Source organism: Brevibacillus sp. FSL K6-0770 (assembly GCF_038000275.1).
In the GTDB taxonomy this organism is placed as follows: Bacteria; Bacillota; Bacilli; order Brevibacillales; family Brevibacillaceae; genus Brevibacillus; species Brevibacillus parabrevis.
Genome location: NZ_JBBOBQ010000001.1, coordinates 1,722,565 through 1,749,259, shown reverse-complemented (window position 1 = coordinate 1,749,259; position 26,695 = coordinate 1,722,565). Strand labels below are relative to the sequence as shown.

Genomic DNA, 26,695 nt, shown 5'->3' with positions numbered 1-26,695 from the left:
GAACTATTGCAGCTTGCCGCGCTATACTACAAGTATATCACCAGAGGAGGCCAGGTTGAAATTGGAAACGAACTATGTCCAAAAGCAAGTCGTCTTGCAACCATGGAAAGCCAACCTGTTTGCTTGTGTTTGCCTTCTCCTGTTTGTTCCGGCCGCTTTGCTTTTCTATCAAAAGGCGGTGACGTTCTCGGTATCTCTCAGCGATATCGGGCTGTTTTTTGTAGTCGTTCTCGGCGGAATCATCGTCCATGAAGCTGTGCACGGAGTCGGCTTCATGCTCAGCCGCCAGGTTGCTACATCCGATATCCGCTTCGGGGTAATGTGGCGCAAGCTTGTTGTTTACGCCTGCTGCCTGAAGCCGATCTCTGTGGGCAGCTATCGGCTTGCTGTCGCCCTGCCGGCTTTGCTGCTCGGTGTGTTGCCCTTTTTCTTGGCCTACTTTTTCCAATCGCTGTTTTGGTACGTGTGGAGCATCGTCATGCTGATCGGCAGCTTTGGCGACTTCTACATCTTGTGGACGCTCCGTTCTTTTTCCAAACAGACACGCATTGCCGACTCGCCAGACAGCATCGGTTACGTAGCTTACCTGCCCGAATCAAAAGCGTGATTTCATCTGCCATGCCAAAAAGCCGACGTCCATGCGGAACCGTCGGCTTTTTTATGCGGCTTGTCAACTCGTTTTGTTTGCTACACCTATACCGCTACCTGTTTGCGTGCGGCAGGGAAATACAGCCCGGCTGCGCCAAGCACGCCCGCCTCTGCTCCCATCGTGGTGAACTGGAACGTCGCCTGGCTCGCCATCCGGGAAATGCAGCGCTGGCGAATCACCCGCTCTGCTTCCTCCAGCAAAATTCGGCCGTTTTTCATGACGCCTCCGCCGAACACGATCACCTGCGGATTGAACAGATGAATCAGGTTGGTCAGGCCGACACCGAGGTAGTAGCCTGCCTGCTTCATCAAGCTGATGCTCAGCGGATCGCCGCTCTCTGCCTGCTCGCCGATCTCCTTGGCCGTTATGCGCCCGAGCTCGCCCTCGCAGACGGTTCGCAGGGAGCTTTCCGCGCCAGCTTGCAACTGTTCCTGCGCCATTTTTGCCAGCGCCAGTCCCGACACGTAATTTTCCAGGCATCCTCTGTTCCCGCAAGCGCACAGCGGCCCTTCCGGATCGAGCGAGATGTGGCCGAACTCGCCTGCACTGTCGCCAATGCCTGTAATCAGCCGCCCTCCGCTGATGATCCCGGCGCCCACTCCCGTGCTTACCGTGACGTAGATGAGATCATCGGTGCCGCTGGCGCTGCCGAAGGCCCACTCGGCAACGGCTGCCGAATTGGCGTCGTTGATCAGCTGCACCGGAACGCCGAACCGTTGGCCGAGCTTGTCGCCGATCGCCACATCGCTCCAGTTCAAATTGCTTGCAAAAATGACCATTTGCCGGTTTGTATCAATGATTCCGGCTGTAGCAATTCCAATTCCGCGTATTTGCGAGATGCCGACACCGCTGTCCGCGAGTACGGACGAGACGAGATCGCCAATTCGCGAAATGACAATCTCAGCCGCGTCCTCTTTTTGTGTCGGAGCGTTCGCTTGGCTTAGGATGCTGCCATTCTGGTCGACAATCGCGGCGATGACTTTCGTGCCTCCCAGGTCAATCCCGATGGCATATGGTTTCTCTTGGGTCATCGTGTGACTCACATCCTCGCTGTCTGTTCTCTATTTGAAAATAGCGTCGAGCGCCTCGGAGGTCGAAGCGACCAGCTGCTCTGGCTTGTAGGCATACGGCGAGATTTCCGGGATGATGTAGCCGCTGTACCCGATCTCGCGCAGCGCCTCTGCCACGCGCGCCCACGGAATGTCGCCAGCCAAAAGCGGCACAAATCCGGTAATGTTGCCCGTCGTCGTCTTGAAATCTTTGACGTGAATCGCCCGGATTCTTTTGCCGAGAATGCGAATCCACTGCTCGGGAAAACCGAATTGCAGCACATTGCCGACATCGAAGTAAGCGCCCACCCACGGGCTGTTCACTTCATCAATCAACCTGGCCATTTCCAGCGGGCTGAGCAAAAATTTGTTCCAGACGTTTTCAATCCCGATATGCACTTGCTTGGCTTCCGCCGTTTTCGCCAGTCGTGTGAGCGCTTCGCGTGCCCGCTCATACGCCGTGTCGTACGATACTTCCGGTGTCACCAGCCCTGGCACGACCAGAACCGTACGTGCTCCAAAAACGCTTGCTGCCTCAATCATTTTCTCGACGACCTGGATGCCTTTTTCCCGCACTTCCGCATCGTTATGGGTGAGCGGGTACTTCCAGAGGAGCGCCGTCGAGACACTCGGCAGCTCCAATCCATACTCGCGAGCCAGTTGCGCCAGCTTCGCCAGCTCGCCCTCCGTCATTTCCAGATGCAAGGGCGCGTCTCCCTCGTCGAGATTCAACTCGACGCCTTTGTACCCGTACTCTTTTGCTTGCTGAAAAATATGTTCTGCGCGGCTTTCTTTCGGAAAGCACCAAGCGTTGATTCCTTTTTGAAAAGACATGCTGCTCACTCCTTCTTAATCGTGCGAAATGATGACAGGTGCACCGGACTGCGCAGACTCGTTTGCGGCCAATGTCACTGCCAGCGTCTTTTTCGCAGAGGCGTATGGCGACAAGATCAGGCTCGTATCTCCGGTTTCAATCGCCGTCACAAAAGCGCGATCCTGTTCCCGGTACATATCTACTGTCGCCTCAAATGTGCGCGTACCAGCCTCGTCCGTGATCGTCAGTTGTCTGCCGTCGATCAGCACACGGAAATGTTTCCCCAAAATTTCTACACCTGTCCGGTGATCCGCCTGGATAAAGCACGTATCCAGATGGCCGAGCGCCCCTGTGGAAAAGGCCATGCTGACCGCAGACACATCCGGGATGTCGATGCCTTCAATGTCTTGCGAGACGAGCAAAGACATCTGCGCGTATACTTTTTCCACGTCACCCGCCAAAAAGCGCATCATGTCGAGTGTATGCGTCGCCTGCTCGACCAGTTGGCCGCCCGATTTGCCCATTTGCCGCCACCACGGAGTTTCCACGAATTTGGTCAAATAATGGCCGCGCACCAGGGCGATCTGCTTGTCAGCCAAATACTCGCGGGCTTGCTGCACGATATCCAGATAGCGCAGGCAATAACCTGTCGAGGTAATAATCCCTGCTTTTTCCATCGCCGCCTGTTTCTTCGCGACTATGTGCATATCGAGGCCAATCGGCTTTTCCACGAACAGGTGAATCCCTTTTGCTGCCGCCTGCTCCTCGATTTCTTCGTGGGCAAAAGGCGGGACGCAGACAAACAGCGCATCCAGCTTTTCGTGCGTGAGCAGCTCCTGCCAGGACGTGTAGCCGGAAGCACCGATCCGCTCGGCCGTGGACATTGCTGCTTCCCGATTCACATCGCAGACAGCGGTAACTTTCACTCGTTCGTCAGCGAGCAAGCCTTGCAGGTGATGCTGGCCGATCCCTCCGACGCCGATCATTCCGATCTTCATACTCATATTGATCCACCGTCCCCGTTAGCGAATGACCACCGGTTGCTTCGATTCAGCCGACTGGTAGGCAGCAAGCGCTACTTCGACCGCGCGCATGCCGTCTTCTCCTGTTACGGATGGCGCTTTTTTCTCGCGGACGCTGGCAACAAAGTCGCTCACCAGCTGGCTGTCCATGTCGTCGCCCCAGTTGACCCATTTCAATCCTTTGTCATTGCTGTACACGTCGAGCTTTTGCGAAAAGGCATCGAGCGAGATAGTGCCTTCCGTGCCGATGATTTCCATCGTAACGTCGCCCCAGACCGGGAACGTCTTGTTGCGCGACCAGCTGCAATCCAGCGTGGCGAATACGCCATTTTCAAATTCCATCGTCAAAATGCCGCAGTCGTCAATCGGGGTAGGCGAAAATTTGCTGTCTACTTCTGCGTACACCTCGCGCACTTCCACACCCATGAACCAGCGCATCAAGTCAACGACATGCACCGTATGATCGATAACAGCGCCGCCGCCGGACTTGGCAGGATCGACGAACCAGCCGCCCGGATTTTGCCCGCGATTCGTGCCGCGGATCGCCATGATGCGGCCAACCTTGCCTTGCTCTACCAGCTGTTTTGCCCGCACAACCGCAGGGTGGAAGCGAACAGGGAACGCCGTTTGCAAAATGACGCCTTGCTCGCGGCAAATCTCAATCATTTCCTGGGCCGCCGCCAGCGTGGTCGCAAGCGGCTTTTCGCACAAAATGTGCTTGCCTGCTTTCGCGGCTGCTACTGTATGCTCATGATGCTTGGCATTTTCCGAAGTAATGATGACAGCGTCGACGTCAGCTGCCAAAAGCTCGCGATAATCGTGGTAAAACGGTACGCCCCACTTTTCTGCCGCTTCCTTGCCACGTGCTTCATCCTCGTCGGCTACACCGACCAATTGTACGCCCGCAAGCTTCCCGATCGCATTCGCGTAGCTGTATGCGTGCATATGTGCGACACTGATGATTCCCAGTTTCATATGTGGTCCCCTCCTACACTAGCGTTACGGGTTTGCCCGTTTCGATTGACTCAAGCGCAGCTCGCGCGATTTCCACTGCTTTCACGGCATCCTCGACCGTCACGCGCGGCTGGAGATCGTTTTCGATGCAATCGATGAAATGCTTCAGCTCGCGGAAGTACGGATTTTCACGCAGCGGACTCTCCGGCACAGCCACTCCGCCCATACCTGCCTGTTTCGCGCGATTTACGGCGATCAGCGGCTTTTCTTTTGCACTATCGTACTGAATGATTCCTTCGCTTCCCGCCAGCTCCATTTTCATCGAGAAGCCTTCATGCGCCCAAGACCCTTCCACATGAGCGATCATCCCGCTTTTGAACCGAAGCGTCACCAGCGCGTAGTCGATGCGGGCGAAGCCGCGTCCAAGCAAGCTTTTCGCATAGACGCGCTCCACGTCGCCGAAGCACCAGCGCAAAAAGTCGAAGTCGTGGATGATCATGTCCAGCACAAGACCGCCGCTGTTTTTGTAATCCGCATACCAGTCATTCCACGCCGTCGGGAAAATACCGCCACGGAACGTCCGCGCCACGCCGACATTGCCGATCGTGCCATCGTTCACCAGTTGACGGGACTTCTCGTACTCAGGGAAAAAGCGCAGCACATGGCCGACGAACAGCTTGACGTTTTTCTCGCTGCAATAGTCAACGATCGATTGCGCCTCTTCCTTGCTGCGTGCCAGCGGCTTTTCGCAAATGACGTGCTTGCCTGCGTCCGCAGCTTTTTGCACATACGTTTTATGCAGGTAAGTCGGCAGACACACGTCAATGATATCTACCCGCTCCAGCTTCTCCATGGCTTCATCGTAGCTCGCAAACCATTGCGTATTCGTTTCGGCTGCCAGCTCGCGGCCGCGCTCTCCGCGCAAGTCGACAATGCCGACCAGCTCGACGTTTTTCATGGCAGCGTAAGATTTTGCGTGAACAGTTCCCATCGTACCTGCTCCGATTACCAGAACATGATGCATAGTGGTTTTTCACTCCTTCAGGGGAAAATGGCTATTTGGACCCGGTTAGGGTAATACCCTCGACAAAATGCTTCTGCAAGAAAATAAAGACGATAATCATCGGCCAGATGGCGAGAACAGAACCAGCCATCAAAATCGGATAGTTCGTCATGTTCGTATGTTCTCCTGTCAAATAGGCCAATCCTGCCGACAGCGTCATTTTATCCGGCGTGCTGTTGACGATCAGCGGCCACATCAGATCATTCCACGACCAGAGGGCGACGAAGATGGCCAAAGCGATCAAACCGGGCTTCGCCAGAGGAAGCATAATGCGCCAGTAGATTTGGAAGTGATTGCAGCCGTCGAGCTTTGCCGCCTCTTCCAGCTCTTTCGGCAATGACATGAAAAACTGGCGCAGCAAAAATGTGCCGAAAGCACTGAACAGTCCTGGCACGATCAACGCGGTGAGCGTGTTCAGCCAGCCAAGCTCCTTCATGATGAGAAACTGCGGGAGCAAAAACACTTGCCCCGGCACCATCAGGACGGACAAAAAGACGATGAACAAGGCGTTGCGCCCCGGAAACTCGATGCGGGCAAACGCGTATGCCGCAAGCGAGCAAAGGAATACTTGCCCGACGACTTTCACGACTGTAGTCAAAATCGTGTTCCAGTAAAAGTCGTAGAAAGGCAGCATTTCGAAAATGTGCGTGTAGTTTTCCCATTGCAGGGACGTCGGCCAAATGACTGGCGGCACCTGCGTCGATTCACCCAGCGTTTTGAGCGAAGTCAGGATCATCCAGACAAACGGCGCGACCATTACTAGAGCGCCTAGTATCAGCAGCAGATGAATCAAAAGATTTTTGCCAACCCGATTACGTCCTGTTTGGACACTCATCGATCATTCCTCCTGTCCAGTCATGCTCGCTTAATCGTAATGGACCCATTTTTTCTGCATTTTCATTTGAATCGCGGTAACAATCAGGATCAGCACCAAAAGCACGACTGCTACTGCTGCTGCATAACCGCCATTGCCTGATTCGAAGCCGTTCGTGAAGAACAAGTACGCCACCGTCTGCGTCGATTCAGCCGCCGGATTGCCCAGCTTGCCGATCATCAAGTAGATCAGGTCGAATACTTGGAACGCGCCAATCAGCGAAGTGATGCTCACGAAAAAAATCGATGGCGTCAACAGCGGCAATGTAATCGTAAAAAACATCCGCACAGGTCCGGCTCCGTCGATTTCCGCCGCTTCGTAATAGCTGCGCGGAATCCCCTGCAAGCCCGCCAGGAAAATCACCATGTTGTAGCCGATCGAACTCCAGACGGCAACGATGATGACAGCGTACAGAGCGATGTCAGGGTCGGAAATCCAGCGCGGTCCCTGTATCCCCACTGTCCCTAACAAGTAGTTGATCAAGCCGTAATCGGCATTGTACAGCCATCTCCACACCATCGCCACGGCAGCCGCCATCGTTACGACTGGCAAAAAGTACAAGGTACGGTAAAACGAGATGCCTTTGATTTTCTGGTTGAGCAAGACGGCGATTAATATGGAGATAGCGATACTGGCTGGAACTGCAAGAACCGTATAAATAAGCGTGTTTTTCAGTGCGATCCACAGGTTCGGGTCTTGGAACAGCAGGACATAGTTGTCCACGCCCGTCCATTTGTACTTGCCGAAGCCTCCCCATTTGGTGAAGCTGAGATAAATAGTCTGCACGACTGGCCATATGTAGAACAAACCCAGACCGAGCAACGTCGGCGCAATCATGAGATACGCCCACAACCAGTCGCTTCGTTTCATGCGATTCAATGGCTTTGCTGGTTTTGGCCGGGCAGCGGCATGCACTTCTGGCTGAAGTTGGCTGCTCATCGCAATATTCCCCCCTGACAATAAGCTCGTAACAGGGGATGGCTCCGTCCTCGACACGAAGCCATCCGTGAAAAGAAACCCCTACTCTTGCGCCAGCAACTCGTTCATTTTTTGCGCAAGTTCTTTCGCTGCATCTTCTACGCTCATTTGACCTGCCCATGCTTTGGTCATGTAATCGGTTTCCAGCTTCGCCCATTTCGCGGTGTCCTTGGAGATCGGGTACGCTTTTGCGTTAGCTGCCTGATCAATAAAAATTTTCAGATTAAAGTTAGGCATCGATTTCACCCAAGTATCTTGTGTACCGTTGAACGCCGGGATTGCCGCTCCCTTGCTTGCCTGGATCTCCGCCGCTTCCTTGGAGCCCAGGTACTTGACGAACTCCCACGCTTCTTTCGGGTGCTTCGTGTTCGCCGCGATCACATTGCCCAAACCGTGGATAACGCTCGTGTTTTCCTTGCCTTTAGGAAGGTAGGCCACGTCCACTTTGTCTTTGGTGTACTCGTTGCCATTGAATGCGCTTGCCATCCAAGACCCGGAGTAAACCATCGCCACTTTCCCGGATTCGAAAAGTTGCGTCGATTCAGTCTCCGACATTTGCGCCGCAGACGGCGACACTTTGTCATTGATCATGTCTACCCACAGCTTCAAGCCTTCGATCGTTTCCGGTTTGTCAAAGCCCGACGACTTTCTGTCTTCGGAAATGACGGAGCCGCCAGCTTGGAAAATCGTGTTGTAGTAATTGTCTTGTCCGTATGGCGCTGCCGCGATTCCCCAGATGCCTTTTTTCTCGTCCGTCAACTTTTTCGCTGCTTCCTTCAGCTTGTTCCAATCCCATGTTTCGTCCGGATACGGCACTTTGGCGTCATCAAACAGCTTCTTGTTGTACCAGAGCCCGATAGTGTCAAAATCTTTTGGCAATGCAAACGTTTTTCCGTCGTATGTGTAGAGATCAACCAGCGCTTTGGGATAATTGCCAAGGTCGACGCCGTCTGCCTTGATCTGTTCATCGAGCGGCAGCAGCACGTCGTTTGCCGCATACTTGATGATCCGCGGGCCGTTGATCCAGAAAACGTCCGGCAAAGTTCCGCCAGTCGCAGCCGCTTCCATCTTCGTCCAATACTGTTTGTTCGGTGTCAGCTCGATCTTGATGTCAACATTCGGGTTCGCTTCATGGAATTTCTTTGCAATTTCCTCCATGGCCGGCATCTGGTTTTTATCCCAGAGGGCGTAAGTAAGCGTTACCTTTTCTCCGGTTGCGGCGCCTGATTTTTGTCCATCTGACGGTGTGGCACTTTGTCCGCCACCGGAACATCCTGCTACCGCTACCAACAATGCGGCCATTGCCAACGAAACCAACTTCTTCATCTGAAGTCCCTCCTCGACATACGTTCTCCTCTTTTTTTACCCCCAACTCAGTTGAAACGACTGCGTCTTGACCTCCACGGCTCCCCCCTTTCACCGTACGATGCAATCTTTCTTTTTCCAATGCTAAAACAAAGTATTCAAAAAGGAACTACAGGCTGAAATGAAAGACGTCCTGTAGCAGTACGGCAGCGGCTGCCTTGACTTCAAAGTCCGCTCCCAGCATTGTCGGACGGAATTCCAGCCCGTCTACCATAATGCCCATTGCCTGTTCGCGCACCTGCTTTTCGATGCGCTCAAACAACACTTGATTGTCGCGCATCATTTCCCCGCCCAAAATGATCAGGCTCGGGTTGAACAGATTGACCAGGTTGACGATGCCGATGGACAAATACGCGGCGATTTCTTCTACGATGTCCTCGCACACCTGATCCTTTTGCTGCAAGGCACGGCGGAACACTTCAAACGTAATTTGCGTCATGTCTCCACCCGCCAGCTCCAGGACCAGCGTCTCTTTGCCGCGGGCAATCGCAGACAGCAATCCTGTGTAGATCGCCGGCCAGGCGACGTAGTTTTCCAGACAGCCGACGTTGCCGCAATCACAGCGCATGCCGCTGCGGTCTACGGTCGTGTGCCCGAACTCGCCAGCTCCCCCGCGGCTTCCCCGGAAAATGGAACCGTTTACAACAAGACCTGAACCTACCCCTTCGCCCACTGTTACGAACAGCAGGTTGTCGGCTTCGATCCCTACCCCGAAATTTTTCTCTGCCAAGGCAATCGCGTTGGCGTCGTTGTCGAGCCACGTACTCATGCCGAAACGCTGCTCAGCCAGCTCCTTCAACGGAACATCCGTCAATCGCAGCTTGGAATTGAAGCGAATCACTCCGCTCGCTGCGTCGACAATCCCCGGAGCGATAATGGAGATACCCAAGCAACGCTCTGTGTCCGCTGCCTGTGTCAAAAAGTCTGCAATCGAGTCCAGTACATACTGCACCATCCGATCGCTGACAAGACCAGGACCGACCGGATATACTTGCTTGCGCTTGGTCGCCGCCTCCAGATTCATTTCCGCGATGGTGATCGCCGTGTTCGTGATGGAGACGCCAATCAAAAACTTTCCATCGGGGCAAAAGCGCACCATGATCGGCTTTCTGCCGCCTTTTGATTCTCCTGTTCCATCCTCCGCTACCACGCCGTCACGAATCAGCTCGTTGACTGCCGACGTGACCGTAGTCGGGCTGATGCCTTGCTTTTTGGCAATGTCACTGCGCGAGATGGGCCCATGCTGGCGGATTGTATCGAGTATAATAAAGCGATTTAGTTCTTGAATCAGTTTGAGGTCTCCGGTCCTGCGCATTTTATAAGCTCATCCTTTGTTTTTCCAATGACTTTATAAAGTGATCATAGCAGACCCTTCCAGCTTGTGTCAATTTGGATTTTTCAGTTTTTTGCACTTTTTCTGGACAGCTTCCTTTCTTTTCCATCTGGCTCTTTCTTTTTGTAAAATGAAGCTGATACTGATATGGCTTGGCTCCACTTCACCTTACGCGAAAATGGGGGTACCGTTCATGAGAGATAACCTGCTGCATCGGGAAATGAAGAGTTGCCTGGGTCCGTTTTATATCTGTTGCTTTTTATCCAAGCTGGCCTCTCGCAGGTTCCCGTTGATCGAAGACAAGAAAAGCGAGTATCAAAAACGGTACAGAGAGAGCAATTGCCTGTAGTGCGGGCTGCATGCACGAACATCGAGCAATATCCCAATTTTTGGTATACTCATAAAAGCGCTATAATGAAAAAGCAGGTGATTGCATTGGTTAGCATCGGTGACTCTTCTTTTTTCATGCTTCTGCCCCTGTTGGTAATCGTGCTCCTGAACGTGCTGAACATCGTGATCAGTATTTGGGGCTATCGCGATTCGCGGCGCAGAGGCAACAGCAAGGAATTTTCCATTATCGTCCTGGTAGCGTTGTTATTTTTCCCGATTATCGGGCTGATTGTGTACCTGATTATTCGCAAAGACGAACCATAGAGGGGGAAGCTGCTCATGACGGCGACTGTGTGGACGCCTTACGAGGATTGGCGGGGGCATCCTGCTGACTTCCGGGTCAAGTATCGCTTTTATTCGGAAGCAGAGAGCGGGAGAAAGCTGCCGCCTGTTCAAGGCTATCGAAGCGATTTTTCTTATGCCGGCGACAATGAAAAAATCGAGCTGTTCGCTATCCACCCTGAGTTTGAGACGCCGGACGGGGATGTCATCCGCGATCTGACTGCTCCAGTCCCGGCAGAAGGAACGGCCCGCATGTGGATTTTGTTCCCGCAGATGCGCCAAACCGTCCATATCTATCGCATCAAGCCAGGAATTGTCGGGTATTTCATGGAGGGTGCGCGAAAAGTAGCTGTAGCGGAAGTGATTGAGATTGTCGGGTTGCATGAAAATCCTGGGGAAGATCAGGAAAAGAAATGAGGTTTCTTCTCTCTCGATGCAAGGAGATGAGTGCCTTTTTCTAAAGGCTCGTTCTGTCTCCGCTGCCCTGGCCAGCCCAGTCTGTCCAAGTTTGCTAACTTTCGCTAGACGACACTGAATGTTCGCTTCGTTATGCTAAATTCGCCCGTTGTAAAACGACCTCTTATCCGTTGATGGAACGCGGTGTGCTATGAAAGTCGCCCGCACGGCGTAGGCTCGAACGAAATCCCTCCAAAATAACCGGAGGGAACAAGGCCAGAATAGCGATACCAGCCCAGCGATTGGCACGATCGCGGAGAATAGTACCCTCCCGCGATACATCATCCACTTCAACAAAGCGCTCGACGATGACACCATCGCTGAAATAGACCCGAAAAAAGTCATAGCTTTCTTTGGCATGAAGGGCACAGTGTGGAATCCTTCCGCTTTTGTTACCTCATTGGCATGGGATACGACAGATCCTGACCATCCGCTCCTGATTATGAACACTAAATTAAGCAACACCCCAGATCCAGGGAAATACGTAAACTTTGTCAATGGAGCGGCAAAGGATCGGCATGGCAATGTCATTACGCGCACTACACCTTAATAGCGAATCCATCAACAATCTTCGGATTTCTCCGGGGATCTTTTTTTATATTTGGTGGCGACCACCGACTGCTTTCAAGGTTAGCGTTTTTTTACCAGCAAACTTGTTTCTACCATGTTTCGAGCGCTAATTTATTTTTACACTCGTTCAAAATATTGTAAATTAATTCCATGATTCGACAGTATCTCCTAAGGTAAAGGCAAAGAACGTGCTTTAAAATGGTAAATGTTGGAATTAACATCACAACCGTTGACTTCCACTTGATGATATTGTCCAAACGCCATCTACTATGATCAAGAAAGGTGATGTTCATGTTTAAGAAATCTTTGCTCCTCCTGACATTAAGCTCCGTTGTCGCCGTATCGGCTCTCGCTGCGCAAGCCCATGGAGCAACGCCATCTCCCCAGGCAAAAACGACCGCTTACGCATCCGCTTTCAGCAAAGAAGACGGGAAAACGAAGCAGTCTCCTTCCAAAGTGTCCGCTAAAGCAATCGCAAACAAAGCATACGGCGAAGAGCATTGGGTGACCATTAGCTCGCCCATTCCAAGCGGTTGGGTCATCGTCAGAAATCAAGGAAACATGAATCTGATCAGAGACCTGAACAATGCACCCGCTAATGCCCAACTATGGGTATTGGGAGGCTCCCCGATCCCGACTGGATGGATCGTGACGAGATACCAGGAAAATACCAAATACATCCAAAATGTCAATAACGCGGCTTATGGCGCTCAACACTGGGTGTTGATTAGCTCGCCTATTCCAACCGGATGGATCGTCACCAGAAACAACGGAAATACGAATTACATCGAGAACGTCAATAATGCTCCTTTTGGCACCGAACGCTGGGTCCTGCTTAGCTCGCCTATTCCAGCCGGATGGGTCATCACCAGAACTAACGGAAATACGCGCTACATTAAAAATATTGCGAGCGCTCCGATTGGCTATGAGCAATGGGTACTGCTAGGTTCGCCTCTCCCAAGCGGATGGATCATCGTTCGCTCGCAAGGATCAAACAATCTGATCAAGCGTGTTAGCTAAAACAGAACACGGAAAGCCGCATGCATGGGCAATAGACACATGACATGCAGCCAATGGACAAGCTGGCGTCGGACGTGCATTCGACATCAGCTTGTTTCTTTTTGGCTCACTTCGCTGCCCTCTGAGCATCTTCTTTCCATATCACTTTTTCATCATCCCGCTGCCAGAGCAAGTTCGTTATAGGAAAAGGAAAAGTCATTTTGCCCAGTTGTTGAAGTACTTTTTCCAACTCTTCCGCCTCAAATACTCTCTCTTTCTTTTGCTCAACCGCTTTTCATATTTCTTCTGTTCGGATCAGGCAATATAAACAGATGCTGTTCATAGAACGTTTTTTTGTCCATAAAGTATTTATTAGAAGCATCAAACTAACACGTCTGGTATGGCTTCGGATACATTTGCTGAAAACACTGCAACTCCAACTAATGAATCGCGGCGAACTGCGAATCAATTTTAAGGAGGAAACAAGCTATGAACAAACAACTGCAAGCTGACAAAAGAAAGCAAGAAAAAGCACTTGTAATTGGAGCCGGCATTGCAGGCTTGCTAGCCGCCCGCGTTCTTTCCGGTCATTTTGCGGAAGTCATGGTTGTAGAAAAAGATGAGCTGCCAGAAAAGCCATCTACTCGTCCTGGTACCCCACAGGATTTTCATCCTCATCGTGTGCTGCCGCGTGGGGATTTGATTATGAACCGCTTGTTCCCGGGATATATCGATGATTTACTGAATCTCGGTGCATGTAACGTGCAAAATAGCAAAATGACCCGATTTACTGCATATGGAAAACTTGAATTGGTTAGCAGCCAAAAAAATGCATCTAGCAGTCGGGCCTTGTTGGAATGGACGATTCGCCAGCGTGTGCAAAAGATTCCCAATATACGCTTTGTAACGAAACAAGTAGTGACAGGACTGCTTGCTTCGGAAGATCACAGGCAAGTTGTCGGTGTTCGCCTTCACGCACGAAAGGAACGGAACAAGGAGCGAACCGTTGCCGCTCATCTGGTAGTGGATACATGCGGCCGTCAATCGAAGCTCAATAAATGGCTGGAAGCGCTGGGATATGCTGTTCCAGAGCCTGAGCGCTTAAAAGTCCGTTTTGGGTACAGTACCCGACATTACCGAGTCCCTGCCGATCTTACAGAAAAATTGTCGGCTAGTTCAGAAGGAGATCCTGCTAACAACAAGGGTGCGGTGGGGCTGCTGTATATTGAGGATAACATAGCGCAGGCATTGTTGTTTCGTGCGGGAGGGAAACAATATCCCCCAACAGCCCCGGAAGAATATGAAAAAGAGCTGTACTCCTTGTCTACTCCCATGTTGAAGGAGTTAATCAAAGAGTTGGAGCCAATCGGCGCTCCCCGTGGTTTTCGGGCAGAAGAATCGACGCGGCAGCATTATGAGCAAATGGAAAATTGGCCCTCGGGACTGCTGGTGTTGGGAGATGCATTTTGCAACTTTGACCCTATTTATGGGCAAGGCATGACGGTAGCTGCGATTGAAGCCGAAATGTTGGACATCAGTTTACAGAAAGGCGATCTGCTTCAACCTGACTTCGAACGCAAGGTGCTGCAACGGATGCAACAAGCCATTGAACCTGCCTGGTGGTTGAGTGCGATTGCCGATTTACGTTGGAACGGGGTGGAGCATGAAGGCGCTATCCCCTTAAAAGGGGTGGCATTCGCTCAGAAATACTTTGATCTATACCTCAAAACAGCCGTGAAGCAGGCCATGGAGAATCATGACCTTTCCATGTTCCAGCAATATGTGATGATGAACGCATTAGTCCTTTCCCCTCAGGAAATCATTAACCAACGCACGCTAACTACGTTGCTAACCGGAGATGAATCTCGCGAAGAAACACAACTTTTAGCGGAACTGGGAGAGCACGATGCGACACATCTGCAAGAGAGGATCAATGAGTTGATTCCTTCCTTTACTTTAGCATTTGATCAAAAGGTGCCAAGTCTGTTCGCTTCCGACTCCCATCATTGAAAAACAGTAATAGATACTGCTAGGCTACCCGGCTTCGTGCCGGATTTTTCAGATGTTTGAATCCACTGCCCGCTCTCTTGGCAACCAGCATGCTGGCATTGCTCCCGCCATATTTATGGGAAGTCGCAAGCACAGAGTTGAACATCGGCCCGCGCCATTCCCGCACAACAGGCAACTCTTCAAAGCCACGCCGGTTCGCACCACGGAGAGTGGGCGGAATAAACCGTGTTTCGCGCTCAGCAGGCCAGTGCTCCTGCTTGTAAAATGCGCCCCAAAAATAAAAAACCCTCCCTTCCGACCATGGGAAGAAAAGGGAGGCTGGGTGGACTGGGTTCAAATCTCTAGTTCACCAAGTCGAACGAGTTCGACTACTGCCTGAGATCGACCTTTGACACCTAATTTTTGCATGACATTACTGATGTGATTGCGCACAGTCTTTTCGCTGATGAAGAGTTGTCCGGCAATCTCTTTGGTTGTCTTATCTTGGACCAAGAGTTCAAACACTTCTCTTTCGCGATTCGTTAACAACGGCTTGGTTTGGTCGCTACCCTTCAATCGTGCCACCCCTCCTTGTGGGCTCTACAGGAACAAGGTTGAGGGATTACAGAGTCACCTTATCCTATGATGGGGGGTGGGTGATGGTGCCGGAATTTCAAGGATTTTAGGCTTTTGCCTTACATCCTATTCACAAAATGGGCAATGGGTTCCGAACACCACACAAGAAACATCTCCAGCCATCCCCGCCACTTCCGAAAAAATCATGTTGGTCGGCAGTCTGCCGGTTGTCTCTTTGACCAAACAGGCTTGCGTACTTGCCCGCTTGGGGAGGCTGGCGCCGGAACCCAAAGGCCAACACCGCCCCCGACACTTCAGTCTATTCACATAGCATGTGTGCTGCTCCCTTCTTTCCCCCTCCTTTTTCCGCGTTCTTCGCAAGCTTGTTCCAGCAGGGCGCACAGCCACACCAAAAACCCCGATCCATCACGATCGGGGCTGCCAACTTTGCCATCCACTGTCAAATAAACGGCGTGCGATGATACGTCTGTTCGAACTTCTCGCGCAATCCCTTCGCCAACAGCGTGAACGAACCGATTGCGATCACGAAAGCAACCAGCGGCGTCAGGAAAATCCAGGTGTAATTGCTGTAAACAAACCCCCGGTACGCTCCGAGCAGCCCAGCCCACTCATGCGTGATCGAGTGGAAAAGGACGGGGTCCATCGTCATTTTCGTCCCGCCGACAAACAGGTCAAACATCCCCAAAAGTCCCATCAAGGTCATGATGGCGACCATTTCTGTCACCAAAATAATAATGATCTGCTCTTTCAAGTGCGGGAGAATATGCCGGAAAATGATTTGCTCGCGTCCCGCTCCCAACGAGGTAGCCGCCAGGACGTATTGCGATTCCTTGATCTGTTCTGTCTTTTGACGAATGGAAGAAGCCACAGAAGGCGCTCCCAGCACTCCGACAAGCACGATGAAAAACAGGACAAGCGTCGATGTCGGCGTCAATGGATTGATATTGATGCCTTTGAGCAAAAAGTAGACGGGGATGAAGATCGGCATGTAGCTCCAGGCGTTTTCGATGGCGAGCCACCAGCGCTGCGGCTTGTCCTGAATGCCGATATACAGTCCGAGAAACGTCCCGATCAACAGGCGCACAGCAGCCACCGCCAGCGTGACAAAAACAGTATAAGGAGCGCCGTGCAACAACAGTGTGAGCAGATCGTATCCCCATTTGTCCGTTCCCAGCCAGTGAGCCTCAGACGGCGGCAATGGCGGTGCGATGATGATGGTTTTGCCGTTTACGACCTCGTTGCGCAGCTTTTCCTGATAGTCCAGCTCATAAGGAGCGATATACGGCCCGAGCACACCGAGGATCAGGAGCAGCACCACGAGGATGCTCCCCGTCCACAAAGACCAGTTGAATCCTTTTTGCATAGAAAAACCTCACTCGTTACGACGAAACATCGCGTTATTTGTACACGGCTACCCGTTCGAACAGGTACAGCACCGCGCGGATGAGCACATAGACCAGAATCGAGAGCAAAATGATGCCCAGCAGCCCCATGACCGCGGCATTGAACTGATAGCCCCCGTCCTTGCTGAAAATAAAGCGGGTAAGACCGACGACGTTGAGCAAATATTCCACGATGAACAAGTTTGCGACAGTAATCGCAATCGTCTTTTTCAAATCGGCCACGAGAAACGGCTTGATGTTTTTGTATACGTGGTGGGTCAGTACATGCCAAATGCCCATCCCTTTTGCAAGCGCTGTCTTAATGTAATCTTCGCCGCCGATTTGCACGTATTTCAGACTGACTACTTTCATCAGGAAAATCGTTGGCCCGATCGCGAGCAGCGTCATCGGGAACCAGTCATTGGCGGAGTCGCTGGTAGGCGACAAGGTGATGATGCGAATATTCGTCAGCTTGTAAAATCCGACTGCTGCCAAAATCGACATAAAAATCAGAATAAAATCGGGAATCGTGGCAACAAGATTCAGAACCTTTTGCAACTGGCGGACCATGCGAAAGCGTTGCAAAAACAAGCCGAATACCAGACTGGCCACCACAGCAATGCTGACGCTGGAAAACAAGAGCTTAAACGTATTCATGGCAAACGGGACGATATCCTCCGCGATGCTTCTCTCATTTTCCCCCAAGTAGTAGGTGCCGAGAGAACCACTCGCGATCTGCTGGATCAAAAAGACAGAGTGGACAACGATTTCTTCCGGTGCGAATACGATCTCTTCCTTGACCGTATATAGCATAAATGGCCCGCCACAGACGACGATGACCAGGAAGAACATCCCAAGCAGTTGTTTTACATATGACAAACACTCCTACCCCCTTACTAATTCCAACAATACACCATCTAAAAAAAATCATCTATACAATCAAAAAATATTTTATGTTTTTTTATATTTCAGACAATAGATTCGTTTCTCCTTCTAAAACAAAAAAGACGGCCGCTGCCGCCTTTTACCGGATCACGATAATTTGAATTTCCAATCGGCCCATGTCATGCAGATCGAGAGGGGCCGTAAGCGCTGTTCCCGTCACGTCTTTCAAATCTTGATGATGCACGAACAACGGAGGCGTAATGTCGACAATCACACCGTTATTGGATAGCAAGGTGCTGGCGTTGCCTGAGATCATGTTCCCCAGCTCGGATATGGCGCTCTTCCCCAGCTCGTCCATCTCCTGCACCGGAAAACCACCCATCATGGCAGAGACAATGCGCAAAGCCAAATCCTCTTGCAGACCAAAAAACACGTCTCCTTGCAATTGCCCTGTCATCCCGATCCGAATCCAGGTGTGACCCTCCGCATTGCTCCACTCCTTCTCAGCCAATTCCCCACGCGAAATGCCTACGTTACATACCTGTTGAATCACAGAGGAGGCTGATTCAAGAAATGGATCTAGGTATTTGACTATCATTTGCGATCTCTTCCTTTCCCGGGCAATTATCTCTGCTATAGGACTATCATAATGTCGATATTTGGCAGATGCAAGACTATCACAAAAACTTCATAGGCAAAAGGTCACTTATCCGCCGAACTCCCGGAAATAATTCCCATACTTTTGCATCATGCCTTTTGGTATAGATAGCCGAGCACGTACGCAGATCCAACACTTCTACGCCTACCTCATGCCGGCTTAGCTGCCACATCGGCAAACTGAGCCGCTCAAATGCAAAAACAGTATCGCCAAATGCGAGACACTCTGCTATACAGCGCTCATCCGGATAGCTATCGTCTGCTTCGAGCAAATGGACAGGCTCCAGTCCGAACTGCTGAAGCAGGTGCAGCCGATCCATGCATTGCGCCTTGCCGTTTTTCCCGGCAATTCGTCTGGGCGAGAGCAGTGGATACTCTTTTCTAACATATTCCCACTTGATTCCGTGATAAAACATCGAATTTGTTTCCCCCTAAAGCAGCAAGCCCGGCTGCAGCGATAATTCGCTACGCCGGGCCATCCTTACTGCTTCCTTTTGCCGATCACGTTCATTTCGGCGCGCACTTCACGTCCCAGCGAGTCGGTTGCGATCACAGTCAGCTTTTGCTTCCCTTCCTCCACCCGATTCAGCACCAGGCGGAACCCTCCACGGTCATTCACATCCGCAGCAATCGGCTGCTCTTTGTACATGACTTGCACATGGACGGGGCCTGCCCCTGTCACCTTGCCTTCGATCGGCAGCGTCTCGCCTTCCTGGCTCTCCACTTGTTGTTTCATCAATTGAATCGTAGGCGCGGCTACCGTTCTCGCCCGATAGTTCAGCCGTTGCTCTCCCAAGGTGAGCACGACCGTTCCAGCGCTTGCATCCACGTACGCGTATAGCAGCAGCGAGCTTTGATTGCCTGCCCCGTCTTTTCCTTCGATCAGGACGCGGTTCTCTCCTTGCTTCATCGGCAAAACGTGCGTCAAATTTTTGTGCACAGGTATTTCCAGCTGGTCTTCCTCGAAGTTGGAAACGATCTGTCCGTTGACGCTCGCCTGCCCCTTGTACGTTTGATCGCGGTACATGAAGCGAATCGGCACGAGCATCGTTTTCGTTGCCGGGTCAAACTGAATGTCCTCGGAGCCGTCGTTTTGCAGCTGCAGCATCGGCGGGCTTGTATCGACGATGACGCGCTGCGTGAACTGCCTTGTATTGCCGTACATGTCAGCAGCGCTGTAGACGACGTAGTTCAATCCTTCTTGCAGTCTCAGGATCGTTTCGAACGAACCGTCTGCCTCCAGCTTCACAGGTGTTTTGTTGATGGATAAACGAACTCGGTCGAGCAGCTCCTCGCCTGCTACCTTCCCGCGCAAGGCGACATCCGGCTGCTTCGATATTTTCAAATAGCTGAACAGGTCATCCGGAAATTCTACGAACGGCGGCACCGTATCGCTCTTGCCGTTTACATTCGCCACACCGATGTTTCCGGCGTAGTCAAAGGCCACTACGCTGATTTTTTTCTCCGGCTGGTTGACCAGCGTACTCGTAATTTTCGGGGAGTACGGCCCTCCTACTTTCTTGCCGTTCACGTACAGTAAATAGCCTTGCACATCTTTGTCCCGGCTGCTCCACTGCACTTTGTTGCCGGAGACAGACGCGGTTACGACAGGCGGTTTCGTGTCTACGCGAATCGGCAGTGTCATCGTCTGCCAATTCGTTTGCCGGCCGTCGATCTTTGCCTTGATCAAAAACTGGTACGCGCCGTCTGGTGCTTGCACATAGCTGCCTTTTTGCGGGGAAAAGATTTTGCCATCCCAGCTCCACGCTTCCCGTTCCGTGTAGTAATAAGGCGTTCCCAGCTTGGACTGGTCGTACTTGCTGATTTTTTCATCGCGCACAAGTGTCCGTACCGGCTTGCCTGACTGGTCGATGACCTCCACGATCACTTGACGGGCGTTGCGCAAAAACGTAATCGAAGGAGCGGCGATATCGTAGTGTCCATCTCCGTTTGGCGAAAACGCAATCTGGTTCGGATCAATCTGTGCCGTGCCGTCATCTTTGGCACCCGTCACGCCCAAATAATCGCGGTAACGCCATTTGTCATTGCGTTTATCGTGGAACCAGGTTGTTTTGACGCCCGTGCGCTTTTCCTGGCTGCCAGCCTCCCACACGGGCTGATCCATGATCCGCGGTTCATCCCAGTCCCCGAAAAAGCCGAAATACGGCACGCGCAAGACAGGCAACGCTTTCTCCTCCGGCAAAAAGGCGATGAACCCTTCCGCAAACTGGTTGCGCGCTGCTGTCTGAGGAATCGCCAGCGTCACTTTGACCTCTGCTCGCTTCCCTGGCTCCACGGTTACCTTTTGTGCGGAAAAACGCAGCTGTGCCCCTTCCAGAGCGGTTTCCGTAAGCATATTCAGGCCATCCTTGCGCAAATCGGTCATGACGCCGTACTCATCTTGAATCTGATACGTCAGCGGCTTTTTCCCAAACTTGTTATCGACAAACAGCGAAAATGTCGTCGTCTGACCGATCTCTCCGAGCGAGACGCCTGCTTTTCCTTTCGCGTCTACGACTACCGCCGGGGTCTGGATCGCCTTGGCGATTTGCATCAAGCCCGCTCCTTGCACGCGCGGGCTGTACGGAACCTTTTTCACCTTGGCCTTGTCAGATGCAGCCACGCTCCCTCGCGGATCGAGCACCGGCTCGGCCGTGTTCATCGCCGCTGCTTTCAACGTTTCCACCAAAGCTCGTCCTTGCAGGTTGCGCCCTTGCTTTTGATACGCTTGCTTGAGCAGCGCCATCCCGCCCGCCACGTGCGGCGTCGCCATCGAGGTTCCGCTTTTCACGGCGTACTCCGAATCGCGCACAAGCGACAAAATGCCTCCGCCCGGTGCCGCAATCTCCGGCTTGAATTGCAGATCGGGAGTCGGTCCCCAGGAGGAGAAGCCGGAAATCGTTCCGCCATCCGGGTACGGCATCGGATTTTGCGCGTATTCGCCATTGAAGGTGACCGTTACTTTTTTGCCTTTTTTCACTGCCTGCGCCAGCTGCTCCCCCATCTGCTTGAGCACAGCGACGGCAGGAATTTGCTTCAAATGCTCCGCGCTTATAATCAGCGGCCCTGATTCATTGTTGTAAATGATCGCGCCGACAGCACCCGCCGCTTTCGCCAGGCGCAGCTTTTCGTCAAAAGAAATGTCGCCGCGCTCCAGCAGCACGATTTTTTCCTTGACCGAGACGTTGTAGTCTTCTTTTTTGCCTTTGCCCATGTAGACGAGCGGATACGGCTTCAGGAGAGACACGACCGGATTGAGCGCGGCCCCGCTCTCCACGTGCCCCGGCAAGTATACGACTCGTTCCAGCCCTGATACACCCTGGACGGAAAAGCTGTTGCCCGCAAGTGTCGTCGCGTTGACAGAAGCAACGGAAAACGCGTCCGGACTGAGCCCGGGAGAACCGATCATCGCCACGTCCGGGTTTTGCGCCCGAACTTTGTCACTGCCAAAATAAGAGTCATTCCCCGCAGCAGCCACGACGATCACGCCATTGTCGACGGCTTTTTTCACGGCCATCTGCTCGACGTTTGACTCATCCACGTATCCGGCAGAGGAGCCGAGACTGAGGTTGATGACGTCCGCTTTTTTCGTGATCGAGTCGTTGATCGCAAACAGGATGGACTCACTGAGGCCGGGCACTTCCCCCTGATAGTTGGAAAAGACTTTCTGGCTCATGATTTGCGCTTCCGGTGCAACTCCTTTGATTTTCCCGTTGGCGGCGATGATCCCGGCCACGTGGATGCCGTGTTGGGATTCGGCGACATCTTCCGTCGTCTGGTTGCGGTCCGCCCAGTTGAAGCCTGGAATCACCTTTTGGGCCGAACCGGACTTTTGCACCGCCAACCGCTTGTCGTGCGGCGCTGGCAAGTCAGGATGGCGCGGGTTCACTCCTGTATCGATGACGGAGACGAGCATCCCTTCCCCTTTGACGCCTGCTTCCTGCCAGGCACGGCCAGCCTCGATCATCTCCAGGGTGGACACTTGCGCTTGCACAGCTTGTTCGCCCAGTGGAACCGACTCCGAGCGCTGCCACTCATTGGCGCTGCTTGCCCGCTGTCCGCTCCCTGCCGTCTCTGCTGAATGACTTGTATGTAATGGCTGCTTCATTTCCGCCAAATCCTGCATGACCACACGCGGCAGAACAGCGGAGTCGCCAGAAGCGAACACGTCTGCCTGCGTCTGATTCACGGTTGTTACGGGAAGCAAAACCAACGCTAACCCTAAGCTGATCACCTGTTTTTTCATCGTTTGCCCCCTTGTTGGAAGTACACCCATTATGTATCAGTTTTCACTGGGAACCGCTCGGGTATTCTCGTCTTTTGCCGTAAGGTTGACAAATCAGGTGATTCGGCCTATATTTAATTACGTTAAATATTTCCTGTACGAAACTTCCTCGTTACTATATTGCTACTATGCTGTAAGGAGCTGAAATTCAGCATGTCTTCCCCCTCCCCTGAGTCAATAGATCGCCTGCAAGAGGCATTCCGCACGATTATGCGCACACTTGGGTCACAGTTGGCCGAGCCTGTGGCAGGTTTGACCGGACCGCAGTTTTATATTCTCCATCAATTGGAGCAACGCCAAAGATGCACCGTCGGAGAATTGGCCGATTCCATGAATGTCAAACCAAGCGCAATCACTGCCATGATTGATCGCCTGGACAAGCACGGGTACGTAAGCCGCGACCGCGATGAGGAAGATCGGCGCGTCGTGTACATCAGTCTTTTGGATCACGGAAAAAGCATTTTGACCAAAGCCAAGCAAAATCGGCTGGAGGCGTTGAAGCAACTGTTTGCTCATTTCACGGATGAGGAATGGGAGCAGTTCGTGTACATGTTTGAAAAACTGGCAGTTGCGGCTGTCCAGGAAGCAAGACAAAAAGGCGTGCATTCCGGGTAACCGGCGCACGCCTTTTCTTTTGACAACAGCTTAGGAGAAGAAGAACTTCTTCACAGCATGTTTGACTGTTTCTTTGTTCATGTGAGCGATCGAAGTGGTGAGCGGGATGCCTTTTGGACAAGCTTGCACGCAGTTTTGCGAGTTACCGCAATCGCCGATACCGCCATCCTCCATCAGTGCTTCCAGACGCTCATGCTTGTTCATCATACCAGTTGGATGCTGGTTGAACAGACGAACTTGCGAGATTGCGAACGGTCCAATGAACTCGGCTTTCGAGTTCACGTTCGGGCAAGCCTCCAGGCAAACACCGCACGTCATGCATTTGGACAGCTCGTACGCCCATTGGCGCTCAACTTCCGGCATGCGTGGACCTGGTCCCAGATCGTGCGTACCATCGATTGGAACCCACGCTTTTACGCGTTTCAGCGCATCGAACATGCGGCTGCGGTCAATCGACAAGTCACGTTGTACAGGGAATGTGCTCATTGGTTCCAGACGAATCGGCTGCTCCAATTTGTCTACCAGCGCCGAGCAAGCTTGGCGTGGTCTACCGTTGATCACCATCGAGCACGCACCACATACTTCTTCCAAGCAGTTCGATTCCCAGTTTACCGGAGCGGTTTTCTGGCCTTGTGCATTGACCGGATTGCGTTGAATCTCCATCAGTGCACTAATGACGTTCATACCAGGGCGGTACGGGATTCTGAACTCTTCCTTGTATGGAGTGCTGTCAGGGCTATCTTGGCGGGTAATAATCAGGTGAATCAATTTTTCTGCCATGATCAGTTTCCTCCTCTTTTAGTGCTTCTTGTCAGACGTATAGTCACGTTTCCGTGGTGCAATCAACGAAACATCGATGTCTTCATAGTAAATCTCTGGCGCAGTTGTTTCCGGGTTGTACTTCGCCATGGTTGTCTTCATGAAGTTCTCGTCATCACGCTCTGGGAAGTCTGGTTTGTAGTGAGCACCGCGGCTTTCGTTACGCATGAGCGCACCGATTGTGATCGCGCGGGAGAGAACCAGCATGTTCCACAGGTGACGGGTAAAGGAAGCACCGGAGTTGCTCCATTTGTTTGTATCGTTGATGTTGATTTTTTTGTAACGCTCCATCAACTCTTGAATCTTGGCATCTGTTTTTTCCAGACGGTCGTTGTAGCGAACTACCGTTACGTTGTCTGTCATCCACTCGCCAAGCTCTTTGTGGATCAGGTAAGCATTTTCTGTTCCGTCCATTTTCAAGATGCCGTCGTATTTCGCCTGCTCTTTGCTTGTGTAGCTGTCAAAGAGAGTAGAAGACAGGTCGTCCGAAGATTGGTTCAAGCCTTTGATGTACTCGATAGCTTTCGGACCGGCAACCATACCGCCGTAGATCGCGGACAACAGGGAGTTTGCACCCAAACGGTTTGCGCCGTGCTGGGAGTAATCGCACTCACCCGCTGCAAACAGACCAGGAATGTTGGTCATCTGGTTGTAATCTACCCACATACCGCCCATGGAGTAGTGAACCGCAGGGAAAATCTTCATTGGTACTTTGCGTGGGTCATCCCCAACGAATTTTTCGTAAATCTCGATAATACCGCCCAGTTTTACATCCAGCTCTTTTGGATCTTTGTGGGACAGGTCGAGGTATACCATGTTCTCGCCGTTGACACCCAGTTTCATGTCTACGCAGACAGAGAAGATTTCGCGAGTCGCGATATCGCGCGGCACCAGGTTTCCGTATGCAGGATATTTATCCTCCAGGAAGTACCAAGGTTTACCGTCTCTGTATGTCCATACACGTCCGCCTTCACCGCGCGCAGATTCAGACATCAGACGCAGTTTGTCGTCGCCAGGAATCGCTGTCGGGTGAATCTGGATCATCTCACCATTGGAGTAGATAACGCCTTGCTGGTAAGCCGCAGACGCTGCTGTACCCGTGTTGATGATCGAGTTGGTCGATTTACCAAAGATGATACCAGGTCCGCCTGTTGCCAGAATGACAGCATCTGCACGGAAGGATTGAATTTCACCGGAACGCATATTTTGCGCGGTAATCCCGCGACAGGTTCCTGTATCGTCCAAAACGGCTCCGAGGAAATCCCAATATTCGTACTTGGTTACAAGACCTTCTGCTTCATAACGGCGTACTTGCTCGTCCAAAGCGTACAGCAATTGTTGACCGGTAGTCGCGCCTGCAAACGCAGTACGGTGGTGCTTGGTTCCTCCAAAACGACGGAAGTCCAGAAGACCTTCTGCTGTACGGTTGAACATAACGCCCATACGGTCAAGCATGTAAATAATTCCAGGTGCTGCATCACACATTGCTTTTACAGGCGGTTGGTTTGCCAAGAAGTCTCCGCCGTATACTGTATCGTCAAAGTGCTCCCAAGTGGAGTCGCCTTCCCCTTTGGTATTTACCGCGCCGTTGATACCGCCCTGTGCACATACAGAGTGGGAACGTTTTACCGGAACCAGGGAGAACAGCTGGACGGGAACGCCTTTTTCTGCTGCTTTGATGGTAGCCATCAAGCCGGCCAAACCACCACCGACAATGATCAGTTTACCTTTTGCCATGATTGAGTCCCCCTATCCCTACAGAATGAAAGCCGACATCGCACGCAATCCGATGAAGGTTACAACTACGAATACGACCATAGTGAAGTATGTTGCAATTCGTTGGGAACGTGGTCCAACTGTAATTCCCCAGTGAACCAGGAACGACCAGATTCCGTTGGAGAAGTGGAAAACCGTACTGATAATCCCAATTGTGTAGAATACGATCATTGCTGGGCTGCTAAGAATGTCAGCCATCATGTCAAAATTTACGGTTACACCCATCGCTTTCGGGATACGTGTCGACCACACATGCCAAACAATGAAAATGAGGGTAATGACTCCTGTCAGGCGTTGCCACAGAAACATTTGGTTTCTGAAGTAACTGAAGTTCCCCACGTTTTGTTTTGCCTGGAATGCGATGTAGAGACCGTAAATAGCGTGGAACAGGATCGGGATGTAGATGAAAACGAATTCAACGATCAAGAGAAGTGGAACTTTTTCAATCAGACCAACAGTCTGGTTGAACGCTTCTGCTCCGTGGGTCGCTTGATAGTTGGCTGTCAAGTGAAACAGCAGGAAGAGCCCGATCGGAAACAAACCAAGAAGTGAGTGCAGCTTGTGACTGAGAAAGCTATGGCCTTTCGCCATACAATGGTCCCCCTTTCAGTGTATGTAGCGCTCTTTTATGGACCTTTCTCCCATATCCTAACCCATTGCCTACCCTATTAGACATGCCAAAAAGCCGTTAGAACCTCTCACGCCTAACTTTGTCGGAATGTGTCAAAATACGAAAAAAAGTTGGGCAAAACTTTGACCAAATCCAATTGTACTCTTGTCGACAGAGAGCGTCAAGACAATCAATAGACTAAATACATTGATAGAATAACTTTGTTCAATTTCACTATTTTTTCTATGAATCGGTCATAGAGTCCGGGCTTCTCTCATACTC

Annotated in this window: 25 protein-coding genes; 6 read left to right on the top strand and 19 right to left on the bottom strand. The window is 51.8% G+C overall.

What is annotated here, in order from left to right:
- Positions 1–55 precede the first annotated feature (55 nt).
- The gene (locus tag NST23_RS08575) at positions 56–607 is read left to right on the top strand and encodes a DUF3267 domain-containing protein (protein ID WP_229049876.1); all 552 of its coding nucleotides are present in this window, start codon (positions 56–58) and stop codon (positions 605–607) included.
- An 86-nt stretch (positions 608–693) separates the two neighbouring features.
- On the opposite strand, the gene NST23_RS08570 is transcribed toward NST23_RS08575, so the two are convergent.
- The 9 genes from NST23_RS08570 to NST23_RS08530 all read right to left on the bottom strand — a co-directional run bounded on the left by NST23_RS08570 (position 694) and on the right by NST23_RS08530 (position 10,083).
- Positions 694–1,680, bottom strand: a complete 987-nt coding sequence (locus NST23_RS08570; RefSeq protein ID WP_122963202.1) for an ROK family protein — start codon at positions 1,678–1,680, stop codon at positions 694–696.
- 30 nt (positions 1,681–1,710) lie between these two features.
- Positions 1,711–2,532, bottom strand: coding sequence for a sugar phosphate isomerase/epimerase family protein (locus NST23_RS08565; RefSeq protein ID WP_122963201.1), 822 nt, complete (start codon positions 2,530–2,532; stop codon positions 1,711–1,713).
- Positions 2,533–2,547: 15 nt separating this feature from the next.
- A complete protein-coding gene (locus tag NST23_RS08560) occupies positions 2,548–3,516 on the bottom strand; it encodes a Gfo/Idh/MocA family protein (protein WP_173599783.1) in 969 nt (322 codons plus the stop codon).
- Positions 3,517–3,534: 18 nt separating this feature from the next.
- Positions 3,535–4,509: a Gfo/Idh/MocA family protein gene (locus NST23_RS08555; RefSeq protein WP_122963199.1), complete on the bottom strand. Its 975-nt coding sequence runs from the start codon at positions 4,507–4,509 to the stop codon at positions 3,535–3,537.
- Between the two features lie 13 nt (positions 4,510–4,522).
- Complete coding sequence (locus NST23_RS08550; protein ID WP_173599782.1) at positions 4,523–5,512, bottom strand: Gfo/Idh/MocA family protein; 990 nt, start codon at positions 5,510–5,512, stop codon at positions 4,523–4,525.
- Between the two features lie 31 nt (positions 5,513–5,543).
- A complete protein-coding gene (locus NST23_RS08545; RefSeq protein ID WP_122963197.1) occupies positions 5,544–6,386 on the bottom strand; it encodes a carbohydrate ABC transporter permease in 843 nt (280 codons plus the stop codon).
- Between the two features lie 30 nt (positions 6,387–6,416).
- Positions 6,417–7,364 carry a carbohydrate ABC transporter permease gene (locus NST23_RS08540; protein WP_122963196.1) on the bottom strand — a complete coding sequence of 316 codons (948 nt, stop codon included), beginning with the start codon at positions 7,362–7,364 and terminating at the stop codon, positions 6,417–6,419.
- 81 nt (positions 7,365–7,445) lie between these two features.
- On the bottom strand, positions 7,446–8,729 hold the full coding sequence (locus NST23_RS08535; protein WP_122963195.1) for an ABC transporter substrate-binding protein: 1,284 nt from the start codon (positions 8,727–8,729) through the stop codon (positions 7,446–7,448).
- 148 nt (positions 8,730–8,877) lie between these two features.
- On the bottom strand, positions 8,878–10,083 hold the full coding sequence (locus NST23_RS08530) for an ROK family transcriptional regulator (RefSeq protein WP_122963194.1): 1,206 nt from the start codon (positions 10,081–10,083) through the stop codon (positions 8,878–8,880).
- A gap of 453 nt (positions 10,084–10,536) precedes the next feature.
- On the opposite strand from NST23_RS08530, the gene NST23_RS08525 reads away from it, so the two are divergent.
- The 4 genes from NST23_RS08525 (at position 10,537) to NST23_RS08510 (ending at position 14,808) form a co-directional block, all read left to right on the top strand.
- The gene (locus tag NST23_RS08525; protein WP_122963269.1) at positions 10,537–10,755 is read left to right on the top strand and encodes a PLDc N-terminal domain-containing protein; all 219 of its coding nucleotides are present in this window, start codon (positions 10,537–10,539) and stop codon (positions 10,753–10,755) included.
- Between the two features lie 15 nt (positions 10,756–10,770).
- Complete coding sequence (locus tag NST23_RS08520; protein ID WP_340963533.1) at positions 10,771–11,190, top strand: hypothetical protein; 420 nt, start codon at positions 10,771–10,773, stop codon at positions 11,188–11,190.
- A 900-nt stretch (positions 11,191–12,090) separates the two neighbouring features.
- Positions 12,091–12,819, top strand: coding sequence for a hypothetical protein (locus NST23_RS08515; RefSeq protein ID WP_340963531.1), 729 nt, complete (start codon positions 12,091–12,093; stop codon positions 12,817–12,819).
- Positions 12,820–13,287: 468 nt separating this feature from the next.
- Positions 13,288–14,808, top strand: a complete 1,521-nt coding sequence (locus NST23_RS08510; protein WP_340963528.1) for an NAD(P)/FAD-dependent oxidoreductase — start codon at positions 13,288–13,290, stop codon at positions 14,806–14,808.
- Positions 14,809–14,827: 19 nt separating this feature from the next.
- On the opposite strand, the gene NST23_RS08505 is transcribed toward NST23_RS08510, so the two are convergent.
- The 7 genes from NST23_RS08505 to NST23_RS08475 form a co-directional block, all read right to left on the bottom strand.
- Entirely contained in the window at positions 14,828–14,974 is a 147-nt protein-coding gene (locus NST23_RS08505) for a hypothetical protein (RefSeq protein ID WP_340963525.1), read from the bottom strand.
- Positions 14,975–15,141: 167 nt separating this feature from the next.
- Positions 15,142–15,363 carry a helix-turn-helix domain-containing protein gene (locus tag NST23_RS08500; RefSeq protein WP_003387736.1) on the bottom strand — a complete coding sequence of 74 codons (222 nt, stop codon included), beginning with the start codon at positions 15,361–15,363 and terminating at the stop codon, positions 15,142–15,144.
- 460 nt (positions 15,364–15,823) lie between these two features.
- Complete coding sequence (locus NST23_RS08495) at positions 15,824–16,747, bottom strand: ABC transporter permease (protein WP_063227185.1); 924 nt, start codon at positions 16,745–16,747, stop codon at positions 15,824–15,826.
- Between the two features lie 34 nt (positions 16,748–16,781).
- A complete protein-coding gene (locus tag NST23_RS08490) occupies positions 16,782–17,645 on the bottom strand; it encodes an ABC transporter permease subunit (RefSeq protein ID WP_229049857.1) in 864 nt (287 codons plus the stop codon).
- Positions 17,646–17,790: 145 nt separating this feature from the next.
- The gene (locus tag NST23_RS08485; protein ID WP_122963188.1) at positions 17,791–18,249 is read right to left on the bottom strand and encodes a chemotaxis protein CheX; all 459 of its coding nucleotides are present in this window, start codon (positions 18,247–18,249) and stop codon (positions 17,791–17,793) included.
- Between the two features lie 79 nt (positions 18,250–18,328).
- Positions 18,329–18,724, bottom strand: a complete 396-nt coding sequence (locus tag NST23_RS08480) for a hypothetical protein (protein ID WP_063227188.1) — start codon at positions 18,722–18,724, stop codon at positions 18,329–18,331.
- Positions 18,725–18,789: 65 nt separating this feature from the next.
- Positions 18,790–22,554, bottom strand: a complete 3,765-nt coding sequence (locus tag NST23_RS08475) for a S8 family serine peptidase (RefSeq protein WP_340963522.1) — start codon at positions 22,552–22,554, stop codon at positions 18,790–18,792.
- A gap of 192 nt (positions 22,555–22,746) precedes the next feature.
- Between NST23_RS08475 and NST23_RS08470 the strand changes: the two genes are divergently transcribed.
- A complete protein-coding gene (locus NST23_RS08470; RefSeq protein WP_063227190.1) occupies positions 22,747–23,208 on the top strand; it encodes a MarR family winged helix-turn-helix transcriptional regulator in 462 nt (153 codons plus the stop codon).
- A 30-nt stretch (positions 23,209–23,238) separates the two neighbouring features.
- On the opposite strand, the gene sdhB is transcribed toward NST23_RS08470, so the two are convergent.
- The 3 genes from sdhB to NST23_RS08455 are packed head-to-tail and all read right to left on the bottom strand — an operon-like array spanning position 23,239 to position 26,394.
- Positions 23,239–23,988: a succinate dehydrogenase iron-sulfur subunit gene (gene sdhB / locus NST23_RS08465; protein ID WP_063227191.1), complete on the bottom strand. Its 750-nt coding sequence runs from the start codon at positions 23,986–23,988 to the stop codon at positions 23,239–23,241.
- 18 nt (positions 23,989–24,006) lie between these two features.
- Positions 24,007–25,764: a succinate dehydrogenase flavoprotein subunit gene (gene sdhA, locus NST23_RS08460; protein ID WP_122963186.1), complete on the bottom strand. Its 1,758-nt coding sequence runs from the start codon at positions 25,762–25,764 to the stop codon at positions 24,007–24,009.
- Positions 25,765–25,782: 18 nt separating this feature from the next.
- Positions 25,783–26,394, bottom strand: coding sequence for a succinate dehydrogenase cytochrome b558 subunit (locus NST23_RS08455; protein WP_063227193.1), 612 nt, complete (start codon positions 26,392–26,394; stop codon positions 25,783–25,785).
- Positions 26,395–26,695 lie beyond the last annotated feature (301 nt).

Bases quoted from the DNA above. Each gene is read 5' to 3' on its own strand.
- NST23_RS08545 (WP_122963197.1), bottom strand. From the start codon at position 6,386: ATGAGTGTCCAAACAGGACGTAATCGGGTTGGCAAAAATCTTTTGATT.
- NST23_RS08495 (WP_063227185.1), bottom strand. From the start codon at position 16,747: ATGCAAAAAGGATTCAACTGGTCTTTGTGGACGGGGAGCATCCTCGTG.
- NST23_RS08515 (WP_340963531.1), top strand. From the start codon at position 12,091: ATGTTTAAGAAATCTTTGCTCCTCCTGACATTAAGCTCCGTTGTCGCC.
- NST23_RS08470 (WP_063227190.1), top strand. From the start codon at position 22,747: ATGTCTTCCCCCTCCCCTGAGTCAATAGATCGCCTGCAAGAGGCATTC.
- NST23_RS08565 (WP_122963201.1), bottom strand. From the start codon at position 2,532: ATGTCTTTTCAAAAAGGAATCAACGCTTGGTGCTTTCCGAAAGAAAGC.
- NST23_RS08555 (WP_122963199.1), bottom strand. From the start codon at position 4,509: ATGAAACTGGGAATCATCAGTGTCGCACATATGCACGCATACAGCTAC.
- NST23_RS08510 (WP_340963528.1), top strand. From the start codon at position 13,288: ATGAACAAACAACTGCAAGCTGACAAAAGAAAGCAAGAAAAAGCACTT.
- sdhB (WP_063227191.1), bottom strand. From the start codon at position 23,988: ATGGCAGAAAAATTGATTCACCTGATTATTACCCGCCAAGATAGCCCT.
- NST23_RS08485 (WP_122963188.1), bottom strand. From the start codon at position 18,249: ATGATAGTCAAATACCTAGATCCATTTCTTGAATCAGCCTCCTCTGTG.
- NST23_RS08455 (WP_063227193.1), bottom strand. From the start codon at position 26,394: ATGGCGAAAGGCCATAGCTTTCTCAGTCACAAGCTGCACTCACTTCTT.
- NST23_RS08560 (WP_173599783.1), bottom strand. From the start codon at position 3,516: ATGAGTATGAAGATCGGAATGATCGGCGTCGGAGGGATCGGCCAGCAT.
- NST23_RS08530 (WP_122963194.1), bottom strand. From the start codon at position 10,083: ATGCGCAGGACCGGAGACCTCAAACTGATTCAAGAACTAAATCGCTTT.
- NST23_RS08480 (WP_063227188.1), bottom strand. From the start codon at position 18,724: ATGTTTTATCACGGAATCAAGTGGGAATATGTTAGAAAAGAGTATCCA.
- sdhA (WP_122963186.1), bottom strand. From the start codon at position 25,764: ATGGCAAAAGGTAAACTGATCATTGTCGGTGGTGGTTTGGCCGGCTTG.
- NST23_RS08535 (WP_122963195.1), bottom strand. From the start codon at position 8,729: ATGAAGAAGTTGGTTTCGTTGGCAATGGCCGCATTGTTGGTAGCGGTA.
- NST23_RS08550 (WP_173599782.1), bottom strand. From the start codon at position 5,512: ATGCATCATGTTCTGGTAATCGGAGCAGGTACGATGGGAACTGTTCAC.
- NST23_RS08520 (WP_340963533.1), top strand. From the start codon at position 10,771: ATGACGGCGACTGTGTGGACGCCTTACGAGGATTGGCGGGGGCATCCT.
- NST23_RS08570 (WP_122963202.1), bottom strand. From the start codon at position 1,680: ATGACCCAAGAGAAACCATATGCCATCGGGATTGACCTGGGAGGCACG.
- NST23_RS08475 (WP_340963522.1), bottom strand. From the start codon at position 22,554: ATGAAAAAACAGGTGATCAGCTTAGGGTTAGCGTTGGTTTTGCTTCCC.
- NST23_RS08540 (WP_122963196.1), bottom strand. From the start codon at position 7,364: ATGAGCAGCCAACTTCAGCCAGAAGTGCATGCCGCTGCCCGGCCAAAA.